The organism is Mesorhizobium sp. M1227, from assembly GCF_040318315.1.
In the GTDB taxonomy this organism is placed as follows: Bacteria; Pseudomonadota; Alphaproteobacteria; order Rhizobiales; family Rhizobiaceae; genus Mesorhizobium.
The window spans coordinates 124,716-142,322 of the sequence record NZ_JAMYLZ010000004.1 but is presented as its reverse complement, the minus strand read 5'-3'; the positions used below and the strand labels follow the sequence as shown (position 1 = coordinate 142,322).

The window sequence follows — 17,607 nt, the reverse complement described above, 5'->3', positions numbered from 1 at the left end:
CCTTGGCGATCAAGCTCCAGCGCGTTCCATCCGCGCAGCCCTCCGTTGCCTTTGCGGCACGTGCCCTGGCGATCGTGCTGGCGCTGGGGGTCGCCGGCCTGGTTCTGGCCGCTCGCGGCAATGCTCCCGTCGAACTCGCCTGGGAGGTGCTCAACTCGACTTTTGGCTCGAGCTTCGGGCTGGAAGACGTCGGACTTCTGGTCACTCCCCTGATCCTGACCGGCCTGTCGGTCTGGGTAGCGCTGAGAATCGGCGCCTGGAACATCGGCGCGGAGGGCCAATTCTATGCCGGCGCCTTCAGCGCCACGGCGGTCGCGCTGTTCATTCCCGGCCCGACCTGGCTGATCCTGCCTGTTATGTTCATCGCTGGCGCGCTCGGCGGGCTGCTCTGGATACTGGTGCCGACGCTGGCGCGCGCCTACGCCGATGTCAGCGAACTCATCACCACCCTGCTTCTGAATTTCGTGGCGACGCTGATGGTCTATTACGTCGCCACCGGACCATGGCTCGACCCGAGCGGCCATGCGCTCGCGACCACTGCACGTCTGCCGCATGACGTGCCTGAATTCTGGGGTATCGTACACTACGGTTTCCCGCTGGCGATCCTGCTCACCTTTGTCATCGCAGGACTGCTCAACTACACGCGCTGGGGCTACGAGGTAAGGATCGCTGGGTCGAATCCAAGCGCGGCGCTTTATGCGGGCATGCCGTTCCGCCGCCGCCTGATCGTCGTCCTGCTGATGTCGGGAGCGATCGCCGGCATCGCCGGTATGCTGGAAGTAGCTGGCACGGTGCATCGCCTGCAGGGCGGCATCTCCAACAATTTCGGCTATCTCGGCATCATGGTCGCGGTGCTGGCGCGCGGTTCCTCACTTGGCGTGCTCGCAGGCGCGGCTTTGATGGGCGTCATCCTGAATTCGGGCATCATCCTGCAGACGCAAGGCATCACCGTATCGGCCGTGCTCGCCATCACCGGACTGATCCTGTTCTTCACGGCGATCGGCAACGAACTCGCTCACTACCGCATCACGCGGACCGAACCGGTCGCGAGCTGAGGAAACACCCATGGACATGATCGCCGGACTGATCCAGACCTCCATTCTCGCCGGCGGCGTGCTGGCGCTGGCGGCGCTGGGCGAGACGCTCTCCGAGCGCGCCGGCGTCGTCAATCTCGGCGTCGAAGGGCTTATGGCGCTCGGTGCAATCACTGGCATCGCGGTCGTCGTCGCCACGCCGCACCCTATGCTCGGCTTCGTCCTTGCGCTTGTCGTCGGTTTCCTCGTTGGCTGCGTCTTCGCTCTTGGCACCGTCGTCGTCAAAGCGAACCAGGTGTTGTGCGGCCTGGCGCTGACGCTGATGGGCACAGGCATGGCCGCAACGATCGGTCGCGCCTATTCCGGCATGCCGGCGCCGGCGACCTTCGCGCCGATTGCTGTTCCCTATCTTCGCGACATCCCGCTGCTCGGTCGCGCGATCTTCACGCAGAACATCCTTGTCTACCTGATCTACATCGTCCTGCCGGTTGTGCTGCACTACATCATGTTCCGCACGCGCCACGGGCTGAACATGCGCGCGGCGGGCGAAAACCCCGCGGCAGCCGACGCCGCCGGCATTTCGGTGCAAAGCATCCGCTTCTGGTATGTCGCCGCGGGCTCGGCGCTGGCGGCCGGCGCCGGCGCTTACCTCACGCTTGCCTTCGTTCCCTCCTGGTCGGAAGGCGTCGTGGCCGGCCGCGGCTGGATTGCCGTCTCTCTCGTCATCTTCGCAGGCTACCGGCCCCTCAACGCCGTGCTGGCCGCTCTGCTGTTCGGTCTCATCACCTCTCTCGGCTTCGTCGGCCAAGCACGCAACTGGCCGATCGCGGCGCCGATCCTGTCGATGCTTCCCTATCTCGGCACGATCGCCCTGATCATCGTGCCGGTGCTTGCCTGGCAGCGCATGCGCCGGGTAATGGCCGCGCCGGCTGCTCTCGGCGAACCCTATTTCCGCGACATGCGTTGAGACCGTCATGCCCCGCCTGCTTGTCAAGAACATCGATCTGCTCGCCACCTTCGACGGTACGCGCCGCGAGATTTCCGACGGCGCCTTGTTGATCGACGACAACGTCATCGAAGCGGTCGGCACCACCGCGGAACTCAGTGCCTCCAGTGCCGACGAGGTGCTCGACCTATCGGGCCATGTCGTCATGCCGGGCATGGTGAACACGCATCATCATATGTACCAGAACCTCACCCGTGTGATGGCTCAGAACGACGAGCTGCTTGTCTGGCTGAAGACGCTCTATCCGATCTGGGCCGAGCTCGACGACGATGCGATAAGCGTCTCGGCGCGCGTAGCGATGGCCGAGCTCATCCATTCGGGCTGCACGACCAGCTCCGATCACCTCTACATCTTGCCCAACAACTGCACGCTCGACGCGACGATCGGTGCGGCCCGCGATATCGGTCTGCGTTTCCACGCTGCGCGTGGAGCCATGTCGCGCGGCGAAAGCCAGGGCGGCTTGCCGCCGGATCGCTGCGTCGAAAAGGAAGAGGATATCCTGAAGGATGCCGAACGGCTGATCGGCGGCTATCACGACGCGTCGCGGCATTCGATGAGCCGAATCATCCTGGCTCCTTGCTCGCCTTTCTCGGTGACTCCGGAGTTGATGCGCGATGCGGCATCGCTGGCGCGCAGCCACAAGGGCGTGAACCTGCATTCGCACCTTGCCGAAGAGCTTTTCGAGGAGAAGTACTGCCTCGAAATCTATGGCAAACGGCCGGTCGAGTTCGCCGAATCCGTCGGCTGGCTCGGTGACGACGTCTGGTTCGCCCACTCGATTTTCATGACCAGCGACCAGATCGACCGCTTCGCCGAAACCGGCACCGGGGTCGCCCATTGCCCGTCGGCTAACATGCGCTGCGGCCAGGGCATCGCGAAAATCCGCGAGATGCTCGACAAGGGCGTGAAGGTCGGCCTTGGCGTCGACGGCTCGGCCTCGAACGACACGTCGAACCTGTTCATGGAAGCGCGGCTGGCGCTGATGCTTCAGCGTGTCGCGCCGCACCACTACCTCTCCGAAAAGCCCGGCGGCCGCGGCGGTTTCGGCGGCACGCCGACGGCGCTGTCCGCGCGCGAGGCCCTCGAAATGGCGACGCGCGGTGGCGCTGCCCTGCTCGGCCGCAATGACATCGGCCATCTCGCGCCCGGCATGTGCGCCGACTTCATCGCGGTCAAACGCAGCCAACTCGGCCTTTCCGGCACCGAGCGCGACCCGCTCGCCGCGCTGGTGCTTTGCGGACCCTTCAAGGTCGACTATTCCTACATCAACGGCCGGCAGATTATCGCGAGAGGCGACTTCGCCTCTTTCGATGTCGAGGCGGCGATGGCCGACCACCGGGCCGTGATGGACCGCATCTATCGGCAGTGAGATAGCACAGGAAGGACGCAACAATGACCATTAAGCGAGCTGCGGAGCAGGCGGCCCTCGACCAATGGTATTGCATTGACGCGCTGAACGAGATTCCGGTCGGCACGATGCCGAACCGGCTTCTGGGCGTCGATCTGTTGGTAGCCCGCGATACGGCAGGCCCGGTCAATGTGTCGCGTGCCGGCGACGGCAGCCAAGTCCCGGCCAAGGAACGCTACGGCTATCTATGGATCACGCTCGGCATGCCGGCCGGCGATGTGCTGTCGATCCCGGAGGCCTATGAGGACGATCGCCGGCCTGTCGTTTGCGGAGCGATCGCGGTAAAGGCGTCCGGCCTGCGCATCGTCGAGAATTTCCTCGACATGGCGCATTTCCCCTTCGTCCATACCGACATATTGGGCGCCGAGCCGCACACGGAAGTGCGGCATTACACAACCGAAATCCGCCGCGACGTGGACGAGGTGTGGGCGACCAACTGCGAATTCTTCCAGCCGCAGGCAGCACTCTCGGCGACCGGCGGCATCATGACCCAATACATGTACCGGGTCGCCAATCCTTTCGCGGTGATGCTCTACAAGACCTGCCCCAACTCGGCTACCCGGTGGGACGTGATCTGTCTGTTCGTGCAGCCCCTCGATCCGGACCGCTGCCGCGCGCACCCCGTCATGTTCCTGATCGACGACGTATCGACCACGACCGAACTTGTGCAGTTCCAGCAGCTTATCTTCCTGCAGGACCGCATCATCCTGGAGAACCAGCGGCCACTTCTTTTGCCGCTCGAGCCGCGCGCGGAAATCCCGACGCGGGCCGACGGCTCGTCGATCGCCTATCGCCGCTGGCTGAAGGAGAAGGGCATCACCTACGGCACGACGGCGCAAGCCGCATGAGCGGCAGCCCTTCCGATATTGTCATCGGCATCGACGGACGGGCAATCGCGCTCTGGCGCTTCGCGACGGCAGTGCGTAGCTGTTCTTCGGCGGAGGACAGGTGAGCGACCTGAGCGGCAAGACGCTTCTGGCCAGCGGCTTTCACGCGCCGGAGCGCGGGCTCGTGGAAGAGTTGCTCCATGCCCTGATCGCAATCGATCAATCAGGCATCATCGCCTCGGTGCTGCATCCGCATGATGCCGGCTATGGCGAGGCGCTGGAGGCCGCGCGCCGGACCGGTTCGCTGGCGACCTTGCCGGCGCAGAGTTATCTGCTGCCCGGCTTCGTCGATCTTCACGTGCACGCGCCGCAATATCCGCAGCTCGGCAGGGCGCTGGACGTGCCGCTCGAGGCCTGGCTCCACAAACACACGTTTCCCCTGGAGGCGCGCTACGCCGATCTCGCCTTCGCGCGGCGCAGCTACGGCCTGCTGGTCGACGACCTGATCGCTAATGGCACGACCACAGCGCTCTACTTCGCAACCATCCACCAGGACGCGACAAGGCTGCTCGTCGACATTTGCCTCGAACGGGGGCAACGTGCGCTGGTCGGCAAAGTGGCGATGGACAATCCCGACGAGTGCCCGGCCTACTATCGCGATACCTCGGCGGACGCGGCCATCGATGGCACGCGCGCTCTGATCGACTACGTGCATGGGCATCCGGACAATGCCACGGGACGGGTAAAGCCGGTCATTACGCCGCGCTTCATCCCCTCCTGTACCGACGCCGCCCTCAAAGGGCTCGGCACGCTTGCGCAGGAATGCGGCTGCCATGTGCAGACGCATTGCTCGGAGAGCGACTGGGCGCATGGCTACGTGCTGCAGCGCCACGGGATCAGCGACACGTCTAGCCTTGATCGCTTTGGCCTGCTGCGCGCCGGCAGCGTGCTCGCGCACGCCAATTTCATTACGCTTGCCGACATGGAGACGATCCGCGTGCGCAAGGCGGCCGTGGCGCACTGCGCCGTCTCCAACGCCTACTTCGCAGGCGCCGTGTTCCCGTTGAGGGCGGCCCTCGAGAAGGGTGTCAAGGTCGGGCTCGGCACCGACATTTCCGGGGGACCGAGCGCCTCGATGTTCGATGCGATGCGCGCGACGGTCATGTCGTCGCGCATGCTGGAAACCGGCACCGACCCGGCGCTAGCGGCCGAGACGCGCGGCACGGCCGGAACAGCACGCGTCGACTTTCGCGAGTCCTTCCACCTGGCGACGGCAGGCGGTGGCGTGGCACTCGGCTTGCCTGTGGGGCGATTCTCGCCTGGCTACCATTTCGATGCGATCCTGGTCGACACCGCCGCGCCCAGAGGCACAATTCACCTGTGGGACGAACTCGACGACGGCGACGGCATCCTTCAGAAGATCGTCTACTCCGCTTCCAGGGCCAACATCGCGTCGGTCTGGGTCGGCGGGAGAGCTGTTCTCGCCTAAGCGGACCGGAGGCTGTGCCGAGAACCAGGACTCTTCCCGTTTTATTCCTTACGGTCGGGGGCACGTCATGGATTTTGATCAGTATTCGCCGACGTCGATGACAGCCTGGGCAAAGGCTTGCGGGGCTTCTTGAGGCAAGTTGTGGCCGATACCGCCGGTGATGATCCGGTGCGTGTATCTGCCCGAGAATTTCTTGGCGTAGGAACTGCTGTCGGGATGGGGTGCGCCATTGGCATCGCCCTCAAGGGTAATGGTCGGCACTGTGATCACGGGAGCTTCGGCCAGCCGGTTTTCCAGAACGTCATATTCCGGCTCGCCCTGTGCCAGGCCGAGCCTCCAGCGGTAATTGTGAATGACGATGCTGACGTGATCCGGGTTGTCCAGTGCTGCGGCGCTGCGCTGGAAGATGTCATCGTCGAAATTCCACTGCGGCGAAGCGAGTTGCCAGATGAGTTTGGCGAAATCGCGCGTGTATTTCTCGTAGCCGGCGCGGCCGCGATCCGTGGCGAAGTAATACTGATACCACCATTGAAGCTCCGCCTCCGGTGCCAGCGGCACCATGCCGACCTGCTGATTTCCGATGAGATAGCCGCTCACCGAGACGATCGCGTTGCAACGCTCAGGCCAGAGCGCGGCAACGACATTGGCCGTTCGAGCGCCCCAGTCGCAGCCGGCGATCGTGGCCTTTTCGATCCCCAGCGCATCCATCAGGGCCATCGTATCCGCGGCGAGCGCCGACTGCTGGCCGTTGCGCATCGTCTCGTCCGACAGGAAGCGCGTAGTGCCGTAGCCGCGCAGGTAGGGCACAATCACGCGGTACCCCTTTGCGGCAAGCAGGGGAGCGACATCGGCGTAGGTGTGAATGTCATAAGGCCAGCCATGAAGCAGGATCACTGGGGCACCTTCGGCGGGCCCCAGCTCCGCATATCCGACGCTCAGATTTCCGGCATTGACCTGCCCGAGCGAGCCGAATGATTTCTGCGTGGCTTGCGTAGCAGATGCCCTCGCCTCGACCGTCCAAGTGGCCGCCGGCTCGCTCAAGCCGAGTTCGGTGGCGGCGAACGTCATTGCTGCAGCACCAACAATGCGCCGGCGGCGATGATCGACCGTGTCGCGAGCCTTACTCGCATTCATGATGAAGCCTCTGTAATGACCAACAAGCAGGAACGACCGGACCGCCCGCCTCATCGGCCGACAGGAAATGTTGCCTATTTCGATGGTGACTGCGGGCGGCGGACCAACCACTGTAACACTCGGCCAGGAGGCAGTGCGGCGAACTCTGAGTGAATGCCGGTCAGGTCAAGCGTTTCCTCGATTTCCCTCCTCAGAAATTCGAGACCTAGGCCGTCCCCGCGCTTGGAAGCGGCTGGATGTAGATGTAGCATCCGCAGGAACGGCAGCATGAGAATGACTCCTGATCTTCTGTTTGGGCGAGAGGACATGTTGCATCTGGTCTTATGCTCGAAGTCGCCCTCGGCTTCAGACGAGGCCCTCACGATCCATTGCGATGCGCACGGCCGGTCGGGCAGCCATTCGGACGCGAAGGGCTTGCAAAGGCGCGGGAACAGGGACTTGGAAGCGGGCCGCCCAAAGCAGCATCACGAAAAGATAAAAATCCGCGACGCTGGGCTTGTCGCCGAACAGATAGTCGGTCTCGAGCCCGTCAGCGACGAACTCGAGTTGGCTCGTAATCGTCGCGCTCGCCCTGGCCTTTTCGGCATCGCTGCTTTGGTGCCACATCGGCTTGAAGCTTCGGTGTATTTCAGTTGAGACGTAGGTCAGCGCTTCGAGAAGGCGGGTACGGCCCCGCCACTGCCAGTGGCGGGTATTGCGACGCAATCCAGTCGAGGACGGCGATATTTTCCGTCAGCGTTTCGCCGCTATCCAGCACGAGGGCTGGAACATAGCCCTTGCGCGTGACGGTAGTGAAATCATCCCCGGAGCCTGTCCGTTTGGTCTTGAGGTTCACACTTTCGCGCTCGAAGGAAACACCGGCCTCTTCCAGAGCGATGTGGTCCGCCAGGCTGCAGGCGAGAGGGCTGTAGTAGAGTTTCACCGCTTTTCCCTTTCTGAACCCGATTGAATCCCGCAATTGGTCGTCGCCGAGCGGAAAACCTGCCCCGCGCCACGCGAGACAACCGCTCCAGAAACTCGCACTTGGCGGAGACGACGACTACGACACCGACAGCTAGACGTGCCTATGCCGAGGTATGGTCGGGTGAAGTTCGGGATCGCTGTGCGCAATGCCGGGACGTATGCCAGCTCAGCGGCCAACGGTTATCTGGAGGAATCCAGAACCTTCCATGATGGCATCATCGCCAGCCCGGCCAGTCCTTCGCTCAGGAAATCCTAAACGAAAGTATTGGACGCACGTGCCGTTGGCACGATGGCTCACACCCGGCCACGGCCGGCATATTCCGCGCGGCACGAGCAGACTGGAAACGCGAAAGCCGTGGTCTGCTTTTGCTCGATTGCCACCAACGCGATGACGCAGCTTCCGACAATAGGAGTCGCCATCATGGCCGACCTTTCCGAAACCTCCACAGCCGAGCACACATTGCGCGTCGAGGCGCCCGCCGCGATCGAGGTCGACGTCTCCTCGCTGACGCCGGGAACGTCGCTGATCATCGACTGGCACGGCAAACCGGTTGTCGTGCGCAACCGCACCGAAAAAGAGAGGAAGGACGGCCAGGCAGTCAGTCTCGCCGAGCTCAAGGATCCAATTGCCCGCAACGCCAACCTGCCGGCCGATGCGCCGGCAACCGACGCCAATCGAACTATGCCGGGCAAGGAAGCCTGGGTGGTGATGATCCAGGTCTGCACCCATCTTGGCTGCATCCCGCATGGTCAGGAAGGCGATTTCGACGGCTGGTTCTGCCCCTGCCATGGTTCGCAATACGACACCGCCGGCCGCGTCCGGAAGGGGCCGGCACCCGAGAACATGGCGGTGCCGGTGTTCCAATTCGTTTCCGACACCAAGATCCGTATCGGCTGAGGCAGGGGGCATTTCGATGAGCGGCGGCAAACACTCGACCTATACGCCCAAAACCAGAATCGAACGTTGGTTCGACGCCCGCCTGCCGCTGCCGCGGCTGGTCTATGACAGCTTCATCGTCTATCCCGTCCCGCGCAACCTGAACTATGCCTATACGTTCGGCGGTATTCTCACGATCATGCTGGTTTCACAGATCCTGACCGGCATCGTGCTTGCGATGCATTACGCCCCTGATACGGGGCTGGCCTTCAACTCGGTCGAGCAGATCATGCGCGACGTGAATTCGGGCTGGCTGCTGCGCTATCTCCATTCCAACGGCGCGTCGTTCTTCTTCATTGCCGTCTACATCCACATCTGCCGCGGGCTTTACTACGGCTCCTACAAGGCGCCGCGTGAGCTGCTGTGGGTGCTCGGTTGCACCAACCTCCTGCTGATGATGGCGACGGCCTTCATGGGCTACGTGCTGCCTTGGGGACAGATGTCGTTCTGGGGCGCTACTGTCATCACCAGCTTCTTCACCGCCGTCCCACTGATCGGCGACTGGCTCCAGCAGCTTTTGCTCGGCGGCTTCGCGGTCGATAATCCGACGCTGAACCGTTTCTTTGCGCTGCATTACCTGCTGCCATTTGTGCTTGTGGGCGTGGTGACCTTGCATATCTGGGCGCTTCACGTCGTCGGCCAGAACAATCCGACCGGCATCGAAGTCAAATCGAAAACCGATGTCGTGGACTTCACGCCTTATGCCACCGTCAAAGATGCCTTCGGCATCCTCGTGTTCCTGTTCTTCTTCGCCTATTTCGTCTTCTACCTGCCGAACTACCTCGGCCATCCCGACAACAACAGCATCGCCAATCCGCTGAAGACGCCGGCCCACATCGTGCCGGAATGGTACTTCCTGCCGTTTTACGCGATCCTGCGGGCCATCACCTTCAATATCGGGCCGATCGATTCCAAGCTCGGCGGCGTGCTCGCGATGTTCGGCTCGATCGCCGTGCTGTTCCTGGTGCCGTGGCTCGACACCTCGAAGGTGCGCTCGGCGGTCTATCGGCCCTGGTACAGGGTGCTCTTCTGGCTGTTCGTTGCCAATGCCCTCTTTCTCGGCTGGCTCGGCTCCCGGCCGGCGGAAGGCGCATACGTCGTCATGTCCCAACTGGCGACGCTTTACTATTTTGCGTTCTTCATCATCGCCATGCCGGTGCTCGGGCTGATCGAAAAGCCGCGACGGCTGCCGAATTCGATCACCGAAGCAGTTCTCGAAAAAGACAAGGCCAGCGCCAGAGGCCCGATCGCCGGGCCGGAGACCAAACGTTGAACCGGGCATCGCGGTGATCGTTCATGAACTGGTGGAACTCTCCTCTGGTCTACATCGTGTTGCTCGGCCTCGCCGGGATCGTCGTTTGGTCTCTCATCCCCAGACGCTTCGCCAATGCGAAGCTGGTCGTCCAACTCGCCTTTTTCGTCGCGATGTCGGCCATGGTTCTCCACCTGCGCGTCGTGCCGTACGAGGCCGCAGGGGACAACGAGACAACCGGAGGAGCGATCCTCATCGGCTCGGTCAAGCTGCTCTGGTGGGTTCACCTTGCCTGGGCGCTGATCGGATTTGTCCGTATCTATCTCGTCTTCGAGCGAAAGCCGCGCGAGGCACGTCTCCTGCAGGACGTCGTGGTCGGTGTCGTCTACGCTGGAATGTTCCTGTCGATCCTGGCGTTTGTCTTTGCAGTGCCGGTCGGAACGCTCATTGCCACGTCGGGCGTGTTTGCCGTCATCCTGGGACTGGCGCTCCAGAATACGCTTGGTGACGTATTTTCGGCGATCGCGCTTAACCTCGGCCGCCCTTACGTGCTTGGAAACTGGATCATTCTGGGCGACGGAACCGAAGGCCGCGTTATCGAGACCAATTGGCGGTCGACCCAACTTCTGACCCCGACACACAATGTCGTGGCGCTGCCAAACAGCCTTCTCGCCAAGATCGGGGTAACAAATCTAAGCGGTCCGGACGAGAGCCATGGACTTGCCGTAACCGTCAAGGTGGCGCCAACGAAGACGCCGGCGATCATCGTAGACCTCATGCGCACTGTCTTGCTGAGCTGCAATTCGATCCTCCAGGACCCTTCGCCTTCGGTCACCATCAGAAGCCTGGATGCCACAGCTATCGAGATCGAGTTGTTTTTTCGCGTCGCAAGTATCGACCAGCGAAGTGCCGCTCGGAACGAAATCTTCGATCTCATTTATCGCCATTCAAAGTCGACCGGCATGCTGCTGGCGGAGCCATTTTCAGGCTCGATTGCCATGACCAACCGGCCGGGCCACGAGACGGCGGCCTCCCAAGGCTTCACCCCGATCGAACTCATCAATTCCATACCGGTATTCTCGGCGCTAACGGATACCGAGCAGGGTTCGCTCGCCAAAGCGGCCTCGGTTCGCAGCTACCATAAGGGCGAAATCATCGCACGACAGGGAGAGATGCTGCCGTCGCTCATGATCGTTCGGACGGGCGTCATCGTCCGGCAAATTGGCGAGGACGATGATCAACTGCAGGAGATCTCCCGGCTTGCACCTGGCGATTTCTTCGGCGAGACCGGCTTGCTCGCCGGTATTGGCGAGATGTCGAGTTTGCGGGCAATGACCCCTGTCACGGTTTACGACATAGACCAGGAAAGCTTTGCGCCGCTGCTGCACGACAGGCCCGAAATGGCCGAAGATCTTGCCGCGATCCTGTCGATGAGGGTGTCGGCTTTTAATGAAAGCGGCATCGCCGGACAGCACCACGCGAGCTCCAAATTCGCGCTCCTCAAAGCCATTCAGACAGTCTTTCGAGCCGCTTCGTTCAAGCGCGTTCGAGCACCTGGCTGACAAGGCATGCAGAAGGACAGAGATCCATGACCATCCGCCAAAGCGGTATCACAGGCATCGATACACTCATCCAGCCAGCTATCCGTGATTTTGCGGACGGACTGAAGATAAGGCGCGTATTGCCGTCCTCGGATCGCCTGATGATCGGGCCCTTCATCCTGTTCGACCATTTCGGCCCCGCTATATTCGACGCAGGTCACGGTTTCGATATGGGACCGCATCCGCATATCGGCGTTGCGGCCGTGACCTACCTGATCGATGGCGAGATCGTCCATCGCGACAATTTGGGAAAAGTGCAGACCATCCGTCCTGGCGAGGTCAACTGGATGACGGCCGGGTCGGGCATCGTCCATTCCGAGCGCACGCCACCGGAAGTCCGGGCGTCGGCAAGCAATCTCTTCGGCGCTCAGGCTTGGATCGCCCTCCCCTCCCGCTATGAAGAAATTGCCGCCGACGTCGCACATTTTGGCGCTCCCGAAATACCGAGGATCTGTGCCGACGGCGTCGAGTTTACGTTGATCGCCGGCGCGTCCGACGGGTTGGTCTCGCCGGTAAGGACGTTCTCCGACATGGTCTATGCCGAAATTGTGCTCACGAGCGGTGCGCGCTACCAGGTGAAACCCGAACACCGTGAGCGTGCGATCTACATCGTCGCCGGTGAGGTTGGAATTGTCGGCCAACTCGGTACGTTTCATGAGGCCGAATTAGTAGCTCTGGCGCCCGGCGCTGAGATTGTGCTGCAGGCGCCTGCCTTCCATGCGGCGAGACTGATGTTGATAGGAGGTGAGCCCCTGGCCGAGCCACGTCGTATCTATTGGAACTTCGTCTCCTCTTCAGCCGAACGGATCGAGCAGGCAAAGGCGGATTGGCGCGAACGCCGCTTCCCCGGCGTGCCGGGAGAGCACGAGCTCATGCCTCTACCAGATGGCAGCGTGTGAGGGATAAGGCAGCGGATGGTGACCTCAGCGCCGCGACAGCTTTACGCCGGGTGGCGCAGGCAGACCACTACGACATCAAGTAGAGATCGTTCATCGTTTCCTCATCGAGCAAACCGTCGAACCAGACGTCGAAGATTGTCTCGAGCAGGAACTCGTCGTTGCTTGCTTCGGAAAACAGCGTGAGGGACGCGTGCAACTTCTTCGCATCAACGTCACCGAAGACAGCGCGAGCGCTTAGGCCGGAGAGCCGTTGCAGGGTGCCAACGCATTCCCGATAACGGCCTCCGAGGATCGGAAACGAGAGATAGGCGCTGGCTTCGTCGAGCGATGTGATTGCATATGGCTCAGGCGCTGTACCACTTCGCCTTGTGGCCAACCTTGGGCAGATGAACTCCATGTAGGGAGTGCACATCATCCCTCGACGTAGAATGGCCAGCGCGTCGTCGTAGACCGGATCCTGTGCGCTGACGAATCTCTGCAAATCATACTCGTCAGGCATTTGGATAGATCCTTGGGAAACCCTCAACATTCGTGCCCATGACTAGCCGCCGACGACATCTGCATAGTCCGGGTGCTTGGCGAAAAAGCGGCTCATGAAGGGACATTTCAAGATCGCTTTACGGCCGGTCTTGCGGAGCAGTTCGAAGGTTCCTTGGGCCAATTGCGACGCGATCCCTTGTCCGGAAAATTCCGACGGGACTTCGGTGTGTATCAGCGCAACCTTCCCGCCCTCGAGCCGATAATAGGCCGCCGCAAACATATCGCCGGCGATCGGCAGCTCGAAACGGTGCTGTTGGACGTTTTCGACGACTTGTGCATCCATCTTTATCTCTCGATTGTATGTCACGTTTGTCACCGGAGGCAGATTGGCGGGCCGCTATCGCATCGCAGGCAACCGCAGAGTGACGGTCGTGCCTGCCCCAAGTGTGCTCTGAATATCGATGCTTCCGCCTGATTGCTCGGCAAAGTGCTTCACCATCGGCAAACCGACGCCGCCGAGGCCTTCGCTTTTGGTGGTGAAGAACGGATCGAAGGCGCAGACCATCGTCTCGCTGGTCATCCCGATACCGTTGTCCGCGACGCGGATGTCTACCTGACCGGCGGCAGAGTTTTCAGAGGCCAAGCCGGCATCGATCGAGATGAAACCGCCGTCAGGCATTGCATCGCGCGCGTTGAACAGAAGATTCAGAACCGCATTTTGCAATCCAAAGCGATCGCATCTCACCAAAGGCAGGTCGGACCCAACCCGAAGCTCAAGACCGAAATTGGCATCCAAGGCGCTCCGTACGAGGGTTTCGATCTCAGCCAGGCAAGCACCTACGTTTGTGTATTCGATTTCCGCGTGGCTCTCTCGGGCCAGGCTGATGGTTTGCCGGACAAGGCCACCAGCCCGCTCCAAAGCCGTCTTGGCGCCGGCTATTACAGGCCCGAGCGCCGGAGCCGCTTGGATGCTCGGATCGCGGGCCAGGTGGTTCAACGCCGACGAGGCGACCTGAATGAGATTGCCCAGGTCATGGACGATGCCGGCCGTCGACATTTGCACGGACATACCACTTCCAGGGCCATCGGGCGGGCCGTCGAAGACATCTTCTTTTATGTCCGGACGAAACATTTCGTTCCCCGCTGGCTAAGTCGGCACCTATTGGCTTCAACACGCTATAATTTATGGCTTTTATTTTCCATTATATCTAAGAAGACGCCGATACATACTTCCGTATATTCAATCGCGAGACGATGCTCTATTGATAGCCGATCCCGCTGATGTAGTTGGCAAGCAGCCGTTCCTGCAGTTCCTCTTGTTTGAAGAGCGCCTTCATCGCATCACGGATATCGAGGACGCCTAGCGGTTTCGAGTCGGCCCCGAGCACCGGCACATTCTGCAGGCCTTGCGCGGCCATGGTCTGCCAGACTGAATGAAGATCATCATCGGGACCACAGGACACGATGGACCTGCTCATCAAAGCCGCAATCGGCGCTTCTGTTGGCCCTGAATTCGCCAGATGGCGGACAAGGTCGGACTTGCTCAGCACGCCTGCCGCCTCCCCACTGCCGTGGCACACCACGACCAGGCCTATTGCGGGCCTGGAAAGTGAGAGTGCCGCACTGCGGAGTGGAGCGTCGACATCGACCACCATGAGACGGGCCGATATTACTGGATGCAGATTGTCAATTCGCATGACGCCCTCCTGAGAGCGCCTCGCGGCCGCGGCCGCGGGGCTGGGATCGGTTCCAGTGTTGGTTGCCGAGCTCGGCGCCTTCGTCCGGCCGGTCAGAATGGCGCGCAAACAAGCGCCATTCTGACCCATTCCAAAGATTAGCTCAGTGCTGCTTTGCTCAGGCCAAACTTCGCATCGCCCGAGCCCGGGACGGGTTTGAAGCCGATATTCAGACGGTTCCAAGAGTTGACCGCCATGACAACGAAGGTCAGATCGGAGATTTCCTTCTCGGAAAGCTGCGACCTGACTCGATCGTAGATCTCGTCGGGGACACCCTGCTCGGGCAGCTTGGTCAAGACTTCCGTCCATGCCAAGGCTGCGCGCTCGCGAGGAACGAACAAGGTCGAATCCCGCCAGGCTGCCAGGTGGTAAAGGCGCAGTTCGCGCTCGCCATGGATCTTCGCCTGTTTGACGTGCATATCGAGGCAGAAGGTGCACCCGTTCAGCTGCGCGGCTCGGACTGCAACAAGGTCGCGGATTGGCTCTTCGATCGACCCCTCTCGCGTCGCACCAAGAAATTCAATAAATTTCTTTAGAAGTTCCGGCGACTGCTCCGCATAACTCGCGCGTTGGGCGACGGCTTTTCCTTTCGGAGCGACCGGTGGCGCTGCAATATTCATTACTTATCTCCTTGAGGTGTTTGCAATCCATTGCAGCGTAAGGATGACCGATGAGAGGAACTGTTGCTATCGTGCCGATGATATGTATTGCCACTCGATTGGGCTGGGGCGCCTAAACCGAAGTATAGGAGGTGGAAATTGGCACCTGACCGCTGCCCTCGGCAATTCGCTTTGCCGCATGCATCCGACAGACGCACAGCGTTTGGGTCACTTGAAGGGCAAGGCTGAACCGACCGGTGTCGATAGAACCTGGATCGAAACTGCGTTCACTCTTCAAAGGGAGCGTTCATCACAAGATCAACTGCCGAAGTCGCCTTGTAGCCTGAAACAAAGCGCTCGCCGAAGTCCCGGGCAAAGTTGTCGTAGGTGGTTTCGGGCCTGATCTCGGCGATATGGCAAAAGCATCGCGTCATCCGCCGCTTCATCCCGAGGCGCGGAAATTCGCCAACGATCTTTGCAATCTCGGCTGACGAAACGAGGCTGTATTGCAAGCCGACGACATCGAGGCAGATGCCGGCTGTGCACAGCGCCACCTCAGCCTCCTTGTAGAGGCCAATCGACGGCGTCGAGTTGAGGGCGACGCTGTCCCAGATCAATTGGGCGCGCCGCTCGTCGAAGCCGCCCTCCCGAACGAAGGCGCGGGCGAGATCGGCGCCTTCCACTTCGAAACGGCGCGGCCCGGCGAAGTCCTCATTGAGCGTGACGTCATGCAACAGGGTTGCAACCGCAACAACCTCCGCGTCGTGCTGGATATTCTGAATCTGTCCGATCCGGGCCGCGAAAAGCCAGGATCGGACCACGTGGTTGAACAGGTAGGGTTCACATCGAGCGCGGGCATGTTCGATCGCTCGGCCAACAAGCGGAGTATCGGGGACCAAAATCCCCGCAAGTGTGCGGATGGCGATCGAATTCATGTCACTGACCGTCCCTTCGCGTACGCCCCGATGGTCCTGGGGGCTACGATTTCATTTCGCGTTCGTCGTCAGTTCCGTCTCGCTGGTGTCGACGACGAAAATAGCAAGCAGACGAGCGCCTTCCGTCTTGCTGGCGTTTTCGCTGACGGCATGACGGTCGCCAGGGAATTCCGAGAAACTCTCGCCGGCGCGATAAGTCTTCACCGGCCCGTCATTGACCTGGCTTCGGATCGCCCCCTGCAGGACCGTGGCATAGATGAACGCGGATTTGGGATGGGTATGAGCCGGCGACGTACCCCCAGGCGCGTACTCGACGAGCACGGCTTTCATGCTCTTGCCGGGCACGTTTGGCAGAGCCTGGTCGTAGACAAGCTTCACGCTGGCGGCGTCATTGGCCATTGCTGCGGTGACGGAAGCGGCGGTGAGCGCGGCGCAGAGAAGTGTTTTGATCATGTCTGGTCTCCTTGTTGTGCGAATGGCGGGCCTATCCGATGATTACTTACTTCGGTGGTGTGTATCGGCTGAGCCAATCATCGAAACGCACGGCGCCGATGCGCGCGTTCTCGCCGGGCACCAGCGTTCGATCGTCGATTGCCACTTGGCCGTAGTAGAGCGCGCCGGGATCCGGGACGACTTTGCGCGGGTCCTTGGTGGCCTTCAGGAAGCGCTCGACAAGTTCGCTCATGCGAACACGCTCCGGGCCGGCAATTTCGATCATGCCGTTCAACGGCGCGGCAAGCGCGACGTCCGCCATCGCATCGGCAACATTATCAGCCGCCATGGGTTGGAAGTAGGCCGGCGACATATGAATGGTATCCCCGACGGCGCCCGTGTTTGCGATGGCGGCGGTGAATTCGAAGAATTGAGTGGCGTGAACGATGGTGTAGGGAATTCCGGACTCCCTGATCAGCTTTTCCTGAAGCAACTTGCCGCGGAAATAGCCCATGCCCTGCAGCCGGTCGGTACCGACGACCGACAGCGCCACGTGATGACGGACGCCGGCGGCCGTTTCGGCGGCAAAAAGATTACGCCCGGATGCCGAGAAGAACTCCAGGGCAGCCTTTTCCTCGAACGACGGCGAGTTCGCGAGGTCGATGACGACCTGCGCACCGGCAAGCGCGGCCGCCAGACCCTCTCCCGTAACGGTGTTGACGCCCGAATTCGGCGACGCCGCAAGTACGTCGTGGCCTTTGTTTCGCAGTCTCTCCACGGTCTTTGAACCGATCAGCCCGGTTCCGCCGATGACGACGATCTTCATGTCTGGTCTCCTGGTGTTGCGTGTCTATTTTCGTTGCTCGATCGGATGC

At 61.2% G+C, this 17,607-nt stretch carries 21 protein-coding genes; 9 read left to right on the top strand and 12 right to left on the bottom strand.

The genetic code is table 11. The features are described from left to right. Window positions 1–2 precede the first annotated feature (2 nt). From NKH28_RS08290 to guaD, 5 genes are all read left to right on the top strand, one after another. Window positions 3–1,055, top strand: a complete 1,053-nt coding sequence (locus NKH28_RS08290; protein ID WP_502906610.1) for an ABC transporter permease — start codon at window positions 3–5, stop codon at window positions 1,053–1,055. Window positions 1,056–1,065: 10 nt separating this feature from the next. Further along, entirely contained in the window at window positions 1,066–2,001 is a 936-nt protein-coding gene (locus NKH28_RS08285) for an ABC transporter permease (protein WP_352849850.1), read from the top strand. Window positions 2,002–2,008: 7 nt separating this feature from the next. After that, window positions 2,009–3,409, top strand: coding sequence for an 8-oxoguanine deaminase (locus NKH28_RS08280; RefSeq protein WP_352978454.1), 1,401 nt, complete (start codon window positions 2,009–2,011; stop codon window positions 3,407–3,409). Between the two features lie 23 nt (window positions 3,410–3,432). Further along, on the top strand, window positions 3,433–4,296 hold the full coding sequence (locus tag NKH28_RS08275; RefSeq protein WP_352470599.1) for an aromatic ring-hydroxylating dioxygenase subunit alpha: 864 nt from the start codon (window positions 3,433–3,435) through the stop codon (window positions 4,294–4,296). 100 nt (window positions 4,297–4,396) lie between these two features. After that, window positions 4,397–5,764: a guanine deaminase gene (guaD, locus tag NKH28_RS08270; protein WP_352612484.1), complete on the top strand. Its 1,368-nt coding sequence runs from the start codon at window positions 4,397–4,399 to the stop codon at window positions 5,762–5,764. Window positions 5,765–5,842: 78 nt separating this feature from the next. Here guaD and NKH28_RS08265 read toward each other — a convergent pair whose 3' ends face one another. The 4 genes from NKH28_RS08265 to NKH28_RS08250 form a co-directional block, all read right to left on the bottom strand. Then, window positions 5,843–6,898, bottom strand: coding sequence for an alpha/beta fold hydrolase (locus tag NKH28_RS08265; protein WP_352612482.1), 1,056 nt, complete (start codon window positions 6,896–6,898; stop codon window positions 5,843–5,845). A gap of 345 nt (window positions 6,899–7,243) precedes the next feature. Further along, window positions 7,244–7,504, bottom strand: a complete 261-nt coding sequence (locus tag NKH28_RS08260) for a glutathione S-transferase C-terminal domain-containing protein (protein ID WP_352612480.1) — start codon at window positions 7,502–7,504, stop codon at window positions 7,244–7,246. 22 nt (window positions 7,505–7,526) lie between these two features. Continuing rightward, window positions 7,527–7,820 (bottom strand): glutathione S-transferase N-terminal domain-containing protein, encoded by a 294-nt coding sequence (locus tag NKH28_RS08255; RefSeq protein ID WP_352612478.1) that lies wholly within the window; start codon window positions 7,818–7,820, stop codon window positions 7,527–7,529. A 335-nt stretch (window positions 7,821–8,155) separates the two neighbouring features. After that, entirely contained in the window at window positions 8,156–8,284 is a 129-nt protein-coding gene (locus tag NKH28_RS08250; protein ID WP_352978452.1) for a hypothetical protein, read from the bottom strand. Between NKH28_RS08250 and petA the strand changes: the two genes are divergently transcribed. The 4 genes from petA to NKH28_RS08230 are packed head-to-tail and all read left to right on the top strand — an operon-like array spanning window position 8,283 to window position 12,550. Next, the gene (gene petA / locus NKH28_RS08245) at window positions 8,283–8,759 is read left to right on the top strand and encodes a ubiquinol-cytochrome c reductase iron-sulfur subunit (RefSeq protein WP_352849854.1); all 477 of its coding nucleotides are present in this window, start codon (window positions 8,283–8,285) and stop codon (window positions 8,757–8,759) included. The two genes, NKH28_RS08250 and petA, sit on opposite strands and share 2 nt — an antisense overlap. Window positions 8,760–8,775: 16 nt before the next feature. Then, window positions 8,776–10,071 (top strand): cytochrome b, encoded by a 1,296-nt coding sequence (locus NKH28_RS08240; RefSeq protein ID WP_352612474.1) that lies wholly within the window; start codon window positions 8,776–8,778, stop codon window positions 10,069–10,071. A gap of 23 nt (window positions 10,072–10,094) precedes the next feature. Beyond that, a complete protein-coding gene (locus NKH28_RS08235) occupies window positions 10,095–11,612 on the top strand; it encodes a mechanosensitive ion channel family protein (RefSeq protein WP_352978450.1) in 1,518 nt (505 codons plus the stop codon). A gap of 26 nt (window positions 11,613–11,638) precedes the next feature. Continuing rightward, window positions 11,639–12,550: a pirin family protein gene (locus NKH28_RS08230; protein WP_352612471.1), complete on the top strand. Its 912-nt coding sequence runs from the start codon at window positions 11,639–11,641 to the stop codon at window positions 12,548–12,550. Between the two features lie 67 nt (window positions 12,551–12,617). On the opposite strand, the gene NKH28_RS08225 is transcribed toward NKH28_RS08230, so the two are convergent. From NKH28_RS08225 to NKH28_RS08190, 8 genes are all read right to left on the bottom strand, one after another. Then, on the bottom strand, window positions 12,618–13,049 hold the full coding sequence (locus NKH28_RS08225) for a DUF1810 domain-containing protein (protein WP_352612469.1): 432 nt from the start codon (window positions 13,047–13,049) through the stop codon (window positions 12,618–12,620). 42 nt (window positions 13,050–13,091) lie between these two features. Next, entirely contained in the window at window positions 13,092–13,373 is a 282-nt protein-coding gene (locus tag NKH28_RS08220; RefSeq protein ID WP_352449832.1) for a GNAT family N-acetyltransferase, read from the bottom strand. 54 nt (window positions 13,374–13,427) lie between these two features. Then, window positions 13,428–14,162, bottom strand: coding sequence for a sensor histidine kinase (locus NKH28_RS08215; protein WP_352612467.1), 735 nt, complete (start codon window positions 14,160–14,162; stop codon window positions 13,428–13,430). 127 nt (window positions 14,163–14,289) lie between these two features. Next, on the bottom strand, window positions 14,290–14,727 hold the full coding sequence (locus tag NKH28_RS08210) for a CBS domain-containing protein (RefSeq protein WP_352612465.1): 438 nt from the start codon (window positions 14,725–14,727) through the stop codon (window positions 14,290–14,292). A gap of 137 nt (window positions 14,728–14,864) precedes the next feature. Then, complete coding sequence (locus tag NKH28_RS08205) at window positions 14,865–15,386, bottom strand: carboxymuconolactone decarboxylase family protein (protein ID WP_352449835.1); 522 nt, start codon at window positions 15,384–15,386, stop codon at window positions 14,865–14,867. A gap of 266 nt (window positions 15,387–15,652) precedes the next feature. Continuing rightward, window positions 15,653–16,300 carry an HD domain-containing protein gene (locus tag NKH28_RS08200; protein WP_352681194.1) on the bottom strand — a complete coding sequence of 216 codons (648 nt, stop codon included), beginning with the start codon at window positions 16,298–16,300 and terminating at the stop codon, window positions 15,653–15,655. A gap of 51 nt (window positions 16,301–16,351) precedes the next feature. After that, complete coding sequence (locus tag NKH28_RS08195) at window positions 16,352–16,753, bottom strand: cupin domain-containing protein (protein ID WP_352470610.1); 402 nt, start codon at window positions 16,751–16,753, stop codon at window positions 16,352–16,354. 46 nt (window positions 16,754–16,799) lie between these two features. Beyond that, a complete protein-coding gene (locus NKH28_RS08190) occupies window positions 16,800–17,558 on the bottom strand; it encodes an SDR family oxidoreductase (RefSeq protein WP_352470611.1) in 759 nt (252 codons plus the stop codon). Between the last annotated feature and the right edge of the window lie 49 nt (window positions 17,559–17,607).